Below are 14,510 nucleotides of genomic sequence, written 5' to 3' on the forward strand. Positions count from 1 at the left end.
CTTTTATGTATAAAGCTTTTGTTAGCCTTATAAAAAAACAATAACAATGTTACAGGATACAAAAATTGCCATAAAAAAAAGTCTAAAAATTGGATTATAACAGGGTTTTTATTAAAATCCCAAAACCAATTATTTATACCGATAATAGATATAACTATAAGTGTAATTCCCAAATATCTATTAGTTGAACTTCTTAAAAACTTAGAAAACAAAATTACTAAGCTTAACACAAAGCAATGTACTATAGCTATTAAAGTAAAAACTTCAAGATAGGATACAACCATTTTTAATTTCTAAAATTAGACCTCATCCATGCCACAATCATTCGCAATTCTCCCCAAGTATACTCGTCTTCTACAATCTCTTTTACTTTAGATAAATTATCTAAACCTGTAGCATTGATAATTCTTTTAGCCTTTTCAAGCTTTTTATCACTGAATAATTCTGTTATTTCAATATCACCTTGAGTAACAAAATGTGATAAATGTCCTTCAATAGTGCCTATAACCAAACCACGTTTTGCTGCAATTTCTTCTGTATTCAAACCTTCCTTATACAAATCGAATGTAATATCTTTTGTATTACGCTTGTCTTTCTCTATTTCTACAATTTCAATTTGTGATTTTAGATTATTGGCTTTTGCATAATCATTAATAATTTCTAATATTTCATCACCATATTTATTAACTCTAATTTTACCCATTCCATTTACTTTTATAAGTTGAGATTTATCCATTGGTAACAATTCGCATAGTTCAAACAATGTTTTTTGGGTAAAAACTTGAAATGGTGGAATATCTTCTGAATTAGAGACACTAGTTCTAAATAACTGCAACTCTTCAAATAATTTTTGATGTGCTGTTGAAGTTACAACAGTTCTCTTTTTCTTCTTTTTCTCTGGTTTATCAAGAATAGCTTTTGCTCTTACTTTTAAAAACTCTTCTGCTGAAAACTCAGATGATAATGAGTTAAATAATATTTTTTTTATTCTTAGAAAATCTTCAAAAGCTGATACTTGTTTTTCTATATCTTTTTCTACTGCAGAATTATCTGTGCTGTATGAAAAAGTTTCAAATACATCTATAATCTTTTCTGTAGTTTCTTTTTTAAAATATGCTAGGGCTTTAATATATCTCTCTTGAATAAGATTATCATTTATCTCATCTTCTTTGAGAGCTAAATTTTCTAATTGTATTTTAAATGAATTTGCAACTTTAAGTAATGGAACAATTCCTTCATCTTTTATCTTTTTCAAGGGCTCTATGACATTTCCTTGCAAAGAGGTTTGATTATTATAATATATATCTATTAAACGTGCTACAGGCTGTAAAAACTCATGATAACTAAATAGGTCATTGATTAAATTTATTTGAAACTTCTTTTTCGATTTTTCTAAATCGTCATTAGTAGGTACATTTTCTTCTACTTGCTTATTGAAACTTTTTACTGAATTATCATTGATGATACTTGAGGATTTAATAGGTGTTTTTAGTACAATTCCTTCAAGAGTTTTACATCTACTTAACGCTACATATGTTTGCCCGTGTGCAAATGATGATTCAGCATCAATAATAGCTTTATCAAAAGTTAATCCTTGACTTTTATGTATGGTTATTGCCCATGCTAATCTTAGAGGGATTTGCGTATAAGAACCTTCCAACTTCTCTGAAATTTCTTTACTTTTCGAATCCAGACTATAAGATATATTTTCCCAAGTTTCAACTGTTGTTTCAATAATATCATTTTCAGAACACTTAACAGTAACTGTATCTTCTTCCAACAAAATAACTGTTCCTATTTTTCCATTATAATATCTTTTTTCTGGTGAACTATCATTTTTGATAAACATTACCTGTGCTCCAACTTTTAAAGATAAATGCTCATCATTAGGGTAGTTTTTCTCATTGAAATCTTTATAAACTTCCGCCTTATATGTTGTTGCTTTTGTTGTAATTTTATCTAATTCCTCTTGGTTTATCGTATCTGCTTTTTTGTTATGTGTTGTTAGCGTTATATAACCATCTTCTTTTTGAGGTTCAAATTCTGGTTCGTATTGATTATTTAACAATTTTGCTGACTCTTCTGATAGTGTATTGGTACGTACCTCATTTAAAAGCTTGATAAAATCTTCATCTTGTTGTCGGTAAATATGTTTTAACTCAACACTAATAGCATTGGCTTCTTGAAAAGCTATACTACTAAAAAAATAAGCTGTTTTATAATAAGAACTTAAAATAGACCAGTCATTGGGTCTAATTACAGGGGAAAGTTGTTGCAAATCTCCAATCATTAATACTTGTGCTCCTCCAAATACTTTATTTCTGTTTTTATAACGACGTAAAACTTCATCAATACCGTCCAAAACATCAGCCCTTACCATACTAATTTCATCAATAATGACAAGGTCTAACGATTTAATTATATCAATTTTGATTTTACTAAATTTTCGTTGTATTCTATCTGTATATGGGCTTTGAGATTTAGGAATAATAGGTCCAAAAGGCAATTGAAAAAACGAATGAATTGTAACTCCTTTAGCATTAATAGCAGCAACACCAGTTGGAGCCACCACCACCATTCTTTTTAAACTTTCATTTTTTATTTTACGTAAAAAAGTTGTTTTTCCTGTCCCAGCTTTACCAGTTAAAAATAAATTCCTATCAGTTTTTTCTATAAAATTGAAAGCTAATTCTAACTCCTTATTCTCTATCATACAGCTTTTAAATAGTATTTTTTATAAGTATAAACTTAGTTCATTTTATTAGATTTTTTAATCTAATTTAAAATATTTTGTAATGTATTAAAAAAAAGTGCGTCAAAAGTAATCAAATGTCTCACACTATTTAAAATTAAAAAAATGCGAAAAACTATTATCCTTTTCTGTCTATTATTCGTTAGTATTCAGTCGCAATCACAAACAGATGTATTTAATGCCCTTCTTAAAACTTATGTTAATTCACAAGGAGATGTAGATTATAAAGGGCTTAGAAAAAACCGTGCATTATTAGATCTTTATTTGAAGCATTTGAAAAAAACTGTACCTGGAAAAAATTGGTCGACAGCAAAAGCAAAAGCTTTTTGGATTAACGCTTATAATGCCTATACTATTAAATTAATTTTGGATAGTTATCCATTAAAAAAGATTACTGACATTAAAAGAAAAGGTAGAAACGCTTGGAAAATACCTTTTGCTGTAATTGGTAACAAAACCTATTCTCTTGATTATATTGAGCATAAAATATTACGTAGATGGCATGATGATCCAAGAATACACGTTGCTATAAATGCTGCTTCTAAATCTGGACCTAGATTTGCGAACTATGCTTTTACAGCTAAAAATATTGAATCAAAATTGGAAGAATTAATGAAAGGCTTTATTAATGATCCTACTAAAAATAAAATTACTATAAATAAAGTTGAAGTTTCAAAAATGTTTGAATGGTATCAAGAAGACTTCACTATAAAACATTCCTTAGTTGATTATATAAATAAGTACTCTGATATTCAGGTTAATGATAATGCAGAAGTTGTTTATTTAGATTATGATTGGAACTTAAACGGAAAATAACATATCCCCTCCCTTAAATTATCACTCAAACGGAAAAGCATTATTGTTTTTCCGTTTTTTTATACATTATTCTTTTATGATATTTTTCTAACAAATTTCGCTGGGTTACCAACCCATAATTCTCCTTTTGGAATATCTTTAGTTACCACACTTCCAGCCCCAATCATTGCTTTTTCTCCTATTGTAACCCCTCCTAAAACTGTTGCATTTGCTCCAATAGACGCTCCTTTTTTTATTAAAACCGATTGATATTCGGAATAATACACCTTAGACCTAGGATATTTATCGTTTGTAAATGTAACATTCGGACCTATAAAAACATCATCTTCTACTCTCATCCTATTCCATAAATAAACTCCCGACTTCACAGTAACATTGTTTCCTATAACTACATCATTTTCTATAAAATTATGACTGCAAATATTACAATTAGCACCTATTACTGCTCCTTTTAAAATTACACTAAACTGCCAGATTCTTGTTTTAATACCAATGTCTGTACAAGCTACGTCTGCTAATGGATGAATAAACACTTCTTCTTTCTCAAATTCTTTCATATCATATATATTTAATGATACTAACTAATTTACAAGGAATTAGAATAAAAATCAAAAAAACCTATACATGTGTATAGGTTTTGATTTATTACAATGAATATGAAAAGCTAAAACTTACCATTTTTATGTGCCATTTCTGACGGTATTTCTTGAATTACATCCCAATGTTCTACAATCTTATCATCCTTCAATCTAAATAAATCGTAAAATGCTTGAGATTTACCATTCCATTCACCCTCACTCATTGTTAGTATAAAATTTCCTTCTCCTAATACTTTGTGCAGCTTTTGGTATTTGAACATGTTATTCTGTGATGTCAAATACTCTATTGCTTCATTTAATCCAGCTAAACCATCTTTCACCATTGGGTTATGCTGTAAATATTCTTCACTACTTACATAGTCAGTTATTTTTTGGGGAGCTTTACCAAACAAAACATCATTTACAAAATTGGTTACTATCTCTTTATTCGCTTCAGTTTTGTCTATATCTTTTATTGCTGTTTCTCCATCTACTTGAGATCGTCCACTTGCCGTATTATCTACTTTAACAGTAATATTATCCCAATGTTCTGCAACCTTACCATTTTCCATTCTCCAAACATCAAACGCAACTACTTCCTTTCCTCCAAATGGTTCTGCATTATGATATGAGTTATGGAACACTATAAAATCGCCGTCTTGTAAAATTCTATGAGTTGTATAAGTTGTTTTTCCTTCTTTTAATACCGGTAAAAAACCTAACACAGGTTCAATTCCTGTTGGTACATGAGGATTATGTTGTATATAATTTTCTGTAAAATATTTTTTGACTCCATCAACACTATAATCTTTGAAAAAAGCTTCTTGTGCTTTCTGTGCAATCCCTTTTAAATTCTCCATTTTTGTTTCTTTTTTAGTTATCGGTTTTGTTGTTATCTTTTTACGAGGTGTATCACAGCTTACTAGAACTATTGCACTTAGTAATACTGTACATATTTGTTTCATCCTTTTTAAATTTTAAATGATAGGACAAAACTAATTTGAAATGATAGTTTGGTATAGGTTAACCTAGAGAATAAAAGGGTTAATATCGAACCTAAATAATTACAAGTTATTACTTTTAAACACATTAGGGGTTAATCCCGTATGTTTCTTGAAGTATTTTACAAAATTAGTGGATTCTTCAAACCCCATTTGATAGGCTAATTCTGTACTTTTAATAGTTGAGTTTACTAAGTTTCTCTTAGCTTCTAAGATTATAAAATCATCAATATACTCTTTTGCTGTTTTAGAAATAATCTCTTTACAAACTACATTCAAATGTTTGTAGGTTATATTCAGTTTTTCAGCATAGTATACTGCATTTCTACTAAGTGTAAAATCCCTTTTTAGTATTGTTTGAAAAGATAAAAAGAGGGTTAACTTATCAGATTCTTTAATATAATTTGTATGATTTCTTTTTACTTCTTCTACTTTTGAAAAAATAATATTGAATAGAGAATTTATGATATGTTTTCTATTAAATACTTCTGAAGTTTTATAAAACTCATTAAAAAGTAACTCAATGTATTTTGGAATATTTGAACTTTCTGGAATTTGGATTTGAGAAGAAAAAAGTTGTGGAGTTAATAATCTAATTGCTGTATCTTGAGGAATATTACTTAACTGATTTTTAAAATATTCTTCTGTAAAAAGAATTAAAAACCCTTTTACATTTCCTTTAAATTTAAAAGCATTTACTTGTCCTTTTGACACATATATTATTGAGTTTTTTCGTACTTCATGCCAAACAAAATCTACCAAATGTTCTGTATCTGCCTCTGTATAAAATGCCAACTGATAAAACTCAAGTTGGTGAGGTTTTTCAGGTAAATGATCTAAGCTATTTTTTTGTTTTTCTATACTTTCTAATGTTATTATCTCTACCCCCTCTATTTCTGGCGACTTTGACTGAAACGATAAATTTGGTAGTTCTTTAATCATTTTTATATATAGAAATAAATATGATGATAAAGGTAATTAATCTCTTAAAAACAAAAAATCCCGCAAAAGCGGGATTTTTATATAATTGACTAAGAAAATTACATTTCTAATGCTTTCTTAGGGTTGTTATCCATTAATAACTCTACTGGGTTTTCTAATGCTTCTTTAACAGCTACTAAGAAACCTACAGACTCACGACCATCAATAATTCTGTGATCATAAGATAAAGCAACATACATAATTGGTTGAATTACAACTTCACCGTTAACTGCCATTGGACGATTAACAATATTATGCATTCCTAAAATTCCACTTTGTGGAGGATTGATAATTGGTGTAGATAACATAGAACCGAATACACCACCATTGGTAATTGTAAAAGTTCCTCCTGTCATTTCATCAACAGTAATTTGACCATCACGAGCACGTAAAGCTAAACGCTTAACTTCGCTTTCTACTCCTCTAAATGATAAGTTCTCTGCATTTCTAATTACTGGTACCATTAACCCTTTAGGCCCAGAAACAGCAATTGAGATATCTTGAAAATCGTGTTTTATTTGTTCTTTTCCATCAATCATTGAATTAACATCTGGGTACATTTTCAATGCTCTTACAACTGCTAAAGTAAAGAAAGACATAAATCCTAATCCTACTCCGTGTTTCGCTTTAAAATCTTCTTTGTACTCCTTACGTAAATCGAAAATTGGTTGCATGTTAACTTCGTTGAACGTAGTTAACATTGCTGTTTCATTTTTTACAGCTACTAAACGCTCTGCTACTTTTCTTCGTAACATAGACATTTTCTTACGCTCTGTACCTCTAGAACCATTTACTGGTTGAGTTCCCATAGAAGGAACAGCTTTTACTGCATCTTCTTTAGTTATACGACCATCTTTACCAGTTCCTTTAATAGACGAAGCATCCATTCCTTTTTCTGCCAAAACTTTCTTAGCTGCTGGAGATGCTGCTCCTGTTGCATAAGTTTCTTTAGCTGGTTCTGCTTTTGGAGCTTCTTTTTTCTCCTCAGCTTTCGGAGCTTCTTTCTTCTCAACTCCTCCTTCTGGTTTAGCAGCACTCATATCAATATGACATACTACAGCCCCAACCTCAACAGCATCACCTTCTTCAGCTTTTAAAGTAATAATTCCACTCTCTTCAGCTGGTAACTCTAACGTTGCTTTGTCAGAATCAACTTCAGCAATAGGTTGATCTTTTTCTACATAATCTCCATCTTCAACTAACCAAGTTGCGATTTCTACTTCTGTAATTGATTCCCCCGGAGAAGGAACTTTCATTTCTAAAACACTCATGTTTTTTATTTTTATTCTGAAATACTTTCTTTATTTAATCAAAAACTTTATCCAATACTCTATTGTGGCGACGAGTATAACGTGCACTTGAACCTGCAGCTGGTGCCGAATGATAATCTCTCGAAGCACACTCTAATTTAGCTAATTCAAAACGCTCTAACATATAACCCCAAGACCCCATATTTTTTGGTTCCTCTTGTGCCCAAACATAACGCTCTACATTTGGATATCTATCCATTATTTCCTTTATCTTATCATTATGTAATGGAAATAGTTGCTCTATTCTAATTAATGCTACATCCTCTCTTCCTAACTCTTCTCGTTTCTCTAGCATATCATAGTAGAACTTCCCTGTACAGAATACCATTTTTTTCACTTTAGCAGTATCAACTGTATCATCAATTACCTCTTGGAAAGTTCCATTTGCTAAATCTTCTATAGGGTTCACTGCTTTTGGCAAACGTAATAAACTCTTAGGTGTAAAAACTACTAAAGGCTTTCTGAAATCACGTTTCATCTGACGACGTAATATGTGATACATATTTGCTGGCGTAGAACAATTCGCTACAGTCCAGTTATCTATTGCCGACGATTGTAAGAAACGCTCAATTCTTGCCGATGAGTGCTCTGGTCCTTGACCTTCGTACCCATGAGGCAATAGCATTACTAATCCGTTTTGTAATTTCCATTTATCTTCTGCTGAAGAAATATATTGATCAAATACAATTTGAGCTCCATTGGCAAAATCACCAAACTGAGCCTCCCAAATAGTTAACGTATTTGGAGCTGCCATGGCATAACCATAATCAAAACCTAATACACCGTATTCTGATAAATGAGAGTTGAATATGGTCATCTCTCCTTTATTTTTCGGATTTGTATTTAATAAGTTAACACGCTCTAGTGTTTCTTCATCACGCATAATTGCATGACGATGTGAAAACGTTCCTCTTTCTACATCTTCTCCTGAAATACGAATATTATAACCTTCTTCTAATAAAGTTCCATAAGCTAAGTTCTCAGCAGTTCCCCAATCCAATTCATTATCAATAAAAACGGCTTTATCACGACCTTTTAAAATACGCTCTGCCTTTCTTACAAACTTATGCCCTTCTGGAGTTGTTGATATTACTCTTGCAATATCTTTTAATGCTTCAACCGAATAAGTAGTATCTACTGGTTGTAACATATCTTGTAATTGCTTACGAACAAATCCATCCCATACTTCTGGCATGAATTCCTGAATCTTAGAAGTTGTTTTCTTTTTAGATTCTGTAAATTCCGCTTCTAAATGTGCTTTAAATTCGCTAGTAATTTCCTTTACATAATCAGTTGAAATACTACCTTCTTCAACTAATTTTGCAGCATATATTTCTTTAGCATTTTTATGCTTAGAAATTGCTTTATATAATTTTGGCTGAGTAAAACGAGGTTCATCACCTTCGTTATGTCCATATTTACGATAACCTAAAAGATCTATGTAAATATCTTTTTTGAACTTAGTTCTATATTCTACAGCCATTTCCATTGCATGACAAACCGCTTCTGCATCATCTGCATTTACATGTAATACTGGCGATAATGTTACTTTAGCCACATCTGTACAATAGGTACTAGAACGCGCATCTAAATAGTTGGTTGTAAAACCTACTTGGTTATTCACTACCACATGAATAGTACCTCCAGTTTTATAACCATTTAAAGTCATCATTTGCCCTACTTCATAAACAATTCCTTGTCCAGCAATAGCAGCATCTCCATGAACTAAGATTGGTAAAATCTTACCATTATCTCCTTTATAATCTAAATCTATTTTAGCACGAACAATTCCTTCTGCTACAGCATCAACTGTTTCTAGGTGAGATGGATTTGGAACCAAATTCATCTTCATTGTTTGTCCGCCTTTGTATTCTTTACTTAAAGTTAAACCTAAATGGTATTTTACATCTCCATCTATGTCTTGATCTTCAAAATCTTTCCCTTCAAACTCGCTAAATAAATCACGAACTGGTTTCTTAAAAATATTTACCAGTGTATTTAAACGACCACGGTGTGCCATACCTAACACACATTCTTCTACTCCATATTTCTCGGCAGCATCACGAAGTGCAACACTTATACCTGGAATTAATGTTTCTCCTCCTTCTACAGAAAAACGCTTTTGACCTACATATTTTGTTTGTAAAAAACTCTCAAAAGTAGAAGCTTGATTAAGTTTAGTAAGTATGTATTTTTTTGCCTCTAAATCGTAACTAGGATGATTATCATTTTTATTTAAACGATTTTGCCACCATTTTAACTCCTCGGGATTTCTTAGATACATATATTCCACTCCAATACTATCGCAATAAATTGCTTTTAGGTGTGAAATGATTTCTGATAAAGAGCTTGGCCCCATACCTAAAATTTCTCCTGCATTAAAAACTGTATTTAAATCAGCTTTTGTCAGTCCAAAATTTTCAATATCTAAAGTAGGTGTATATTTTCTTCTATCACGAACTGGATTTGTTTTTGTAAACAAATGTCCACGAGTACGATAACCATTAATTAAATCGATTACCAAAAATTCTTTGCGTACTTCTTCAGGAACTTCGATTGCAACCTCATCATCCGTTAACGAATAATTTTCGTTTGCTAAATCATATCCTTGAAAAAAACTTCTCCAACTTGGTTCTACCGCATCAGGATTTTTCTGATATTGTTCGTACAAATCACCTATAAAACCTGAATGTGCTGCGTTTAAGAACGAAAACTTGTCCATATATATTTTTATGCTTTTCTATCAATAAGAATAATGCTGACAAAAATACAACTTTTAGTAAAAACAAGACTTTTTTTCTTGCTTATTTTAACTAGCATAATCTCCCTCTTCGAAGCTTTGTACTAAAAAATAACGAAAAATAAACTTCTGAAAACCAGAATCAAATAAAATTAATTGTATTTTTTATTAAAAATAATTTGCAGATATAAAAAAAGCCCTTAAATTTGCACTCGCATTTTAAAACAAGTTCGTTTTAAATTCCTCCTTAGCTCAGTTGGTTAGAGCATCTGACTGTTAATCAGAGGGTCCTTGGTTCGAGTCCAAGAGGGGGAGCTAAAATGTTAAAGGCAACGTAGGAGCCGATAATTTCTACAACATACATATTTTGTTCTATAAGAACATTCCTCCTTAGCTCAGTTGGTTAGAGCATCTGACTGTTAATCAGAGGGTCCTTGGTTCGAGTCCAAGAGGGGGAGCAAAAAGACTTACAAATTTGTAAGTCTTTTTTTATTTTTGCACTATGTCATTTCCTAAGAAACTTACTACTAAATTACTCCAACGTAAAGAAAACAATTCTCTAAGATCACTTGGAAAAGAAATTAACTTAGTTGATTTTTCCTCTAATGACTATTTAGGTTTAGCCAAATCAGAAATTGTTTTTAATAATGTTCATCAATTTTTAGTAGCGCAAAATATCAGACAAAATGGAGCTACTGGTTCTAGACTTTTATCTGGAAATCACAAATTATACCCACTAGTTGAAAAACAATTAGCTGAATTTCACAATTCAGAATCTGCTCTAATTTTTAATTCTGGATATGATGCAAACATCGGATTTTTCTCTTCTGTCCCACAACGCGGAGATATTATTTTATATGACGAATTCATTCATGCTTCTATTAGAGATGGTATACAACTTTCAAACGCTAAAGCTTATAAGTTTAAACATAATGACACTTTAGACTTAGAAGAAAAAATTATTCGTCTCAACAACTTAAATAATAACAACGAAATTTATGTGATAACAGAATCTGTTTTTTCTATGGATGGAGACAGTCCAAATCTTAAAGAAATTGTTCAGATTTGTAAAACTAACAAAGCCTATTTAATAATTGATGAAGCTCACGCCATTGGTGTTTTCAATAAAGGTTTAGTTGAAACTACAGAAATACATAATGATATTTTTGCTAGGATTGTCACTTTTGGAAAAGCATTAGGATGCCATGGTGCTGCAATTATATCTTCTAAAGAATTAAAAAATTATCTCGTTAATTTCTCAAGAAGTTTTATTTATACCACAGGTCTATCTCCTCATGCTCTAGCCACCATTAGTTTTGCCTACAAAGAACTTCCCAAATTTAAAGAGCAATTACAAAAGAACATCCTCTTTTTTATCAAAGAAACACAACGTTTAAATCTTAATTTTATTAAGAGTGAATCCGCAATCCATTGTTGTATTATTCCAGGAAACGAAAAAGTAAAACTGATAGCTCAAAAACTTCAAAAAAAAGGATTTGATGTGAAACCTATTTTATCTCCTACTGTTAACAAAGGGGAAGAAAGATTACGCTTTTGCTTACATAGTTATAATTCTTTTGAAGAAATTACCAGTGTTTTAGAGAACCTTGCTACTTTTGCTTTATAAAATTAGCATAAATGAACGATAATCATGTAATTCTAACTGTATTTGAGTATTCAACCGAAGCTCAAGTAATTAAATCTAAATTGGATTCTGAAAATATTAGAACCATGTTAATGGATGAGAAAACTATTGATTCTGACCCTTTATTAAGTCAGGCAATAGGAGGAGTGAAATTATTAGTTCATAAAGATGATTTAGAAAAAGCATTAGTCATATACAACGAAATTAGAGAATACGAAAAAGATGAGAACGGAGTATCTTATCAATGTGGCAAATGCAAATCATCAAGAATTCTTGTTGCTCCACCTCAACGCAAAAGTTTCTTTTTTATGCTTTTCCCTTTTTTTGAAAGTAGAAAATTAATTTGTAACGATTGTAAAACAATCTTTTAATGAAAAAATATTTTATCACTGGTATTTCCACAGAAGTGGGAAAAACAGTAGCTTCTGCTATTGTTACCGAAGCTCTAGAAGCGGATTATTGGAAACCTGTTCAAGCTGGCGAATTAGATAATTCTGATGCTCATAAAGTTGAACAACTAATTTCTAATTCTACAACAACCATTCATACTAACGCATACGCATTAAAAACTCCTATGAGCCCACATGCTGCTGCTGAAATAGACAATATAAATATTGAACTTTCTAACATAACTGAACCAAAAACTTCAAACAATTTAGTTATTGAAGGTGCTGGTGGATTGTTAGTACCTTTAAATAATACAGACACTATTTTAGACATTATAAAACCTGACTACAAAGTAATTGTCGTTTCTCGCCATTATTTAGGAAGTATTAACCATACCTTATTAACCATAAACCTTTTAAAAGAAAAAGGTTTTGATGTTTCTTTGATTTTTTCAGGTGATGAGCATCCTACTACTGAATCAATTATTAAAAAAATGACAGGCGTTTCTGTTATTGGACGAATTGACGAAGAACCATATTTCGATCAAAATGTTATTCGTGAGTATGCTGACCTTTTTAAAGATAAATTATGACACTACAAGAAAGAGATAAACAACACTTATGGCATCCTTTAAAGCAACACCAAACACATCCAGATAGTTTAGGTATTGTAAAAGCCAAAGGTTGTATTTTAACCGATGAGAACGGTAACGAATATATTGATGCTATTTCTTCTTGGTATACTTGTATGTTTGGTCACTGTAACGACTTTATTACCAATAAGGTTTATAAACAAATGCAAACATTAGATCAAATAATGTTTAGTGACTTTACACATGAGCCTGCTGTTGCTTTATCGGAAGAATTAATTAAAATATTACCTAAAAACCAGAATAGAATATTCTTTAATGACAATGGTTCAACAGCTGTTGAAGCTGGAATTAAAATGGCTTTGCAGTACTATTTTAACAAAGGTGAAAAAAGGAATACTTTCGTTGCTTTTGAAAACGGTTTTCATGGAGATACTTTTGGTGCTATGTCTGTATCTGGACTCTCTGTTTACAATGGTCCTTTTGAAGATTTCTTAATGGACATTAAACGTATTCCTGTTCCTAATGGAAACAACAATCAAGAGATTTTAAGACTATTAAAACAAATTGTTAGTGAGAATAGTATTGCTGGTTTTATATACGAACCTTTAGTTCAAGGTGCTGCTGGTATGAAAATTCATAAAGCAGAAGATTTAGATTCTATTTTACAATTTTTTAAAAACAATGATATTTTAACTATTGCTGATGAAGTAATGACTGGATTTGGTAAAACAGGAAATAATTTTGCTTCTGATGAAATTACCACAAAACCAGATATTATTTGTTTAAGTAAAGCATTAACCGCTGGTTTGGTTCCTATGGCTATTACTTCTTGTACCGAAGATATTTACAATGAGTTTTTAAGTAATGATATTGCCAAAGGTTTTTTCCATTGTCATACGTATTCTGCGAATCCAATAGCATGTAGTGCTGCTTTGGCGAGCATTGAATTATTACAGAGTAATGAAATTCAAAAAAACATTCAAAGAATTTCAAAAACTCATCAAGATTTTTCAAATCAAATAGCAAATCATGCTAAGGTTACTGAGGTACGTTCAAAAGGAGTTATTTTAGCTATTGATTTAAAAACCAACGCTGGAAGATATGGTACATTAAGAGATCAACTATTAAAATCTTTTATGGATAAAGGTGTGTTTTTAAGACCTCTTGGAAACACTATTTATATACAACCTCCTTATGTAATTACTGAAAAACAATTACAAAAGGTATATACAACTATTGAAGAGGTTCTAGATTCTTTCTAGAACCTTTTCATTTTCCAGTAAATTTATTTCTTCTTGAGTTTCTTTTATACGCACATATAAATCTTCATAAACCCATTCTCCGTCAGTTTTAATTCCTTTTACTATTAAAGTTCCTTCTCCTTTACTACCACGAATTGGAATCGAAAAATCAACATCTCCATCATTATTTCTTAATGAAATATTTCCTGAAGGAATACTATATTTTTCAATATCATCGCCAAGTAAAGAAACTACTTTATCATTATTTCTTACTTGTTCCATAGCATATTCTATGGGTGTTGCATTATCTATCATTTTAGAAACCCCAAAAATTGCAGCGCCAATTCCAAATACAAAAAACAAAACAATCAAGAGGCAACCACATCCACAGCCTCCAACAGGAACTGCCCACATCCAATTTCTACCAAACCAACTTTTTTCGTGTTTTTCATCCATAGATTTAATAT

12 protein-coding genes and 2 tRNA genes are annotated in these 14,510 nt (G+C 31.0%); 7 read left to right on the forward strand and 7 right to left on the reverse strand.

The genetic code is table 11. The features are described from left to right. Window positions 1–286: 286 nt before the first annotated feature. On the reverse strand, window positions 287–2,713 hold the full coding sequence (locus tag Q0958_RS01180; RefSeq protein WP_299118560.1) for a helix-turn-helix domain-containing protein: 2,427 nt from the start codon (window positions 2,711–2,713) through the stop codon (window positions 287–289). Between the two features lie 144 nt (window positions 2,714–2,857). Between Q0958_RS01180 and Q0958_RS01185 the strand changes: the two genes are divergently transcribed. Beyond that, complete coding sequence (locus tag Q0958_RS01185) at window positions 2,858–3,568, forward strand: DUF547 domain-containing protein (protein WP_272150616.1); 711 nt, start codon at window positions 2,858–2,860, stop codon at window positions 3,566–3,568. Between the two features lie 74 nt (window positions 3,569–3,642). Here the strand turns inward: Q0958_RS01185 and Q0958_RS01190 are convergent, their stop codons facing one another. The 5 genes from Q0958_RS01190 to Q0958_RS01210 all read right to left on the reverse strand — a co-directional run bounded on the left by Q0958_RS01190 (window position 3,643) and on the right by Q0958_RS01210 (window position 10,160). Then, window positions 3,643–4,125 carry an acyltransferase gene (locus tag Q0958_RS01190; RefSeq protein WP_299118562.1) on the reverse strand — a complete coding sequence of 161 codons (483 nt, stop codon included), beginning with the start codon at window positions 4,123–4,125 and terminating at the stop codon, window positions 3,643–3,645. A 107-nt stretch (window positions 4,126–4,232) separates the two neighbouring features. Continuing rightward, window positions 4,233–5,111, reverse strand: coding sequence for a nuclear transport factor 2 family protein (locus Q0958_RS01195; protein ID WP_299118564.1), 879 nt, complete (start codon window positions 5,109–5,111; stop codon window positions 4,233–4,235). 99 nt (window positions 5,112–5,210) lie between these two features. Then, the gene (locus tag Q0958_RS01200) at window positions 5,211–6,089 is read right to left on the reverse strand and encodes a helix-turn-helix domain-containing protein (RefSeq protein WP_299118566.1); all 879 of its coding nucleotides are present in this window, start codon (window positions 6,087–6,089) and stop codon (window positions 5,211–5,213) included. 98 nt (window positions 6,090–6,187) lie between these two features. After that, on the reverse strand, window positions 6,188–7,399 hold the full coding sequence (gene odhB / locus Q0958_RS01205; RefSeq protein WP_299118568.1) for a 2-oxoglutarate dehydrogenase complex dihydrolipoyllysine-residue succinyltransferase: 1,212 nt from the start codon (window positions 7,397–7,399) through the stop codon (window positions 6,188–6,190). A gap of 34 nt (window positions 7,400–7,433) precedes the next feature. Continuing rightward, complete coding sequence (locus tag Q0958_RS01210; RefSeq protein ID WP_299118570.1) at window positions 7,434–10,160, reverse strand: 2-oxoglutarate dehydrogenase E1 component; 2,727 nt, start codon at window positions 10,158–10,160, stop codon at window positions 7,434–7,436. Between the two features lie 259 nt (window positions 10,161–10,419). On the opposite strand from Q0958_RS01210, the gene Q0958_RS01215 reads away from it, so the two are divergent. The 6 genes from Q0958_RS01215 (at window position 10,420) to bioA (ending at window position 14,064) form a co-directional block, all read left to right on the forward strand. After that, window positions 10,420–10,493: transfer RNA gene (locus tag Q0958_RS01215), tRNA-Asn, on the forward strand. A gap of 69 nt (window positions 10,494–10,562) precedes the next feature. Next, window positions 10,563–10,636: transfer RNA gene (locus Q0958_RS01220), tRNA-Asn, on the forward strand. 44 nt (window positions 10,637–10,680) lie between these two features. Continuing rightward, a complete protein-coding gene (locus Q0958_RS01225; RefSeq protein WP_299118572.1) occupies window positions 10,681–11,805 on the forward strand; it encodes a pyridoxal phosphate-dependent aminotransferase family protein in 1,125 nt (374 codons plus the stop codon). Between the two features lie 11 nt (window positions 11,806–11,816). After that, window positions 11,817–12,194, forward strand: coding sequence for a DUF2007 domain-containing protein (locus Q0958_RS01230; protein WP_150898388.1), 378 nt, complete (start codon window positions 11,817–11,819; stop codon window positions 12,192–12,194). Next, window positions 12,194–12,802: a dethiobiotin synthase gene (gene bioD, locus Q0958_RS01235; protein WP_299118574.1), complete on the forward strand. Its 609-nt coding sequence runs from the start codon at window positions 12,194–12,196 to the stop codon at window positions 12,800–12,802. Before Q0958_RS01230 ends, bioD begins: the two co-directional genes overlap by 1 nt. After that, window positions 12,799–14,064: an adenosylmethionine--8-amino-7-oxononanoate transaminase gene (gene bioA, locus Q0958_RS01240; RefSeq protein WP_299118576.1), complete on the forward strand. Its 1,266-nt coding sequence runs from the start codon at window positions 12,799–12,801 to the stop codon at window positions 14,062–14,064. Before bioD ends, bioA begins: the two co-directional genes overlap by 4 nt. On the opposite strand, the gene Q0958_RS01245 is transcribed toward bioA, so the two are convergent. Next, the gene (locus Q0958_RS01245) at window positions 14,050–14,499 is read right to left on the reverse strand and encodes a cytochrome c oxidase assembly factor Coa1 family protein (protein WP_299118578.1); all 450 of its coding nucleotides are present in this window, start codon (window positions 14,497–14,499) and stop codon (window positions 14,050–14,052) included. The two genes, bioA and Q0958_RS01245, sit on opposite strands and share 15 nt — an antisense overlap. Window positions 14,500–14,510: the final 11 nt, after the last annotated feature.

This window comes from uncultured Tenacibaculum sp. (assembly GCF_947499065.1).
Classification (GTDB): Bacteria; Bacteroidota; Bacteroidia; order Flavobacteriales; family Flavobacteriaceae; genus Polaribacter.

Coding starts and splice junctions, on each gene's coding strand:
- Q0958_RS01225 (WP_299118572.1), top strand. CDS start 10,681: ATGTCATTTCCTAAGAAACTTACTACTAAATTACTCCAACGTAAAGAA.
- Q0958_RS01230 (WP_150898388.1), top strand. CDS start 11,817: ATGAACGATAATCATGTAATTCTAACTGTATTTGAGTATTCAACCGAA.
- Q0958_RS01190 (WP_299118562.1), bottom strand. CDS start 4,125: ATGAAAGAATTTGAGAAAGAAGAAGTGTTTATTCATCCATTAGCAGAC.
- Q0958_RS01210 (WP_299118570.1), bottom strand. CDS start 10,160: ATGGACAAGTTTTCGTTCTTAAACGCAGCACATTCAGGTTTTATAGGT.
- Q0958_RS01200 (WP_299118566.1), bottom strand. CDS start 6,089: ATGATTAAAGAACTACCAAATTTATCGTTTCAGTCAAAGTCGCCAGAA.
- Q0958_RS01185 (WP_272150616.1), top strand. CDS start 2,858: ATGCGAAAAACTATTATCCTTTTCTGTCTATTATTCGTTAGTATTCAG.
- bioD (WP_299118574.1), top strand. CDS start 12,194: ATGAAAAAATATTTTATCACTGGTATTTCCACAGAAGTGGGAAAAACA.
- Q0958_RS01245 (WP_299118578.1), bottom strand. CDS start 14,499: ATGGATGAAAAACACGAAAAAAGTTGGTTTGGTAGAAATTGGATGTGG.
- bioA (WP_299118576.1), top strand. CDS start 12,799: ATGACACTACAAGAAAGAGATAAACAACACTTATGGCATCCTTTAAAG.
- Q0958_RS01195 (WP_299118564.1), bottom strand. CDS start 5,111: ATGAAACAAATATGTACAGTATTACTAAGTGCAATAGTTCTAGTAAGC.
- Q0958_RS01180 (WP_299118560.1), bottom strand. CDS start 2,713: ATGATAGAGAATAAGGAGTTAGAATTAGCTTTCAATTTTATAGAAAAA.
- odhB (WP_299118568.1), bottom strand. CDS start 7,399: ATGAGTGTTTTAGAAATGAAAGTTCCTTCTCCGGGGGAATCAATTACA.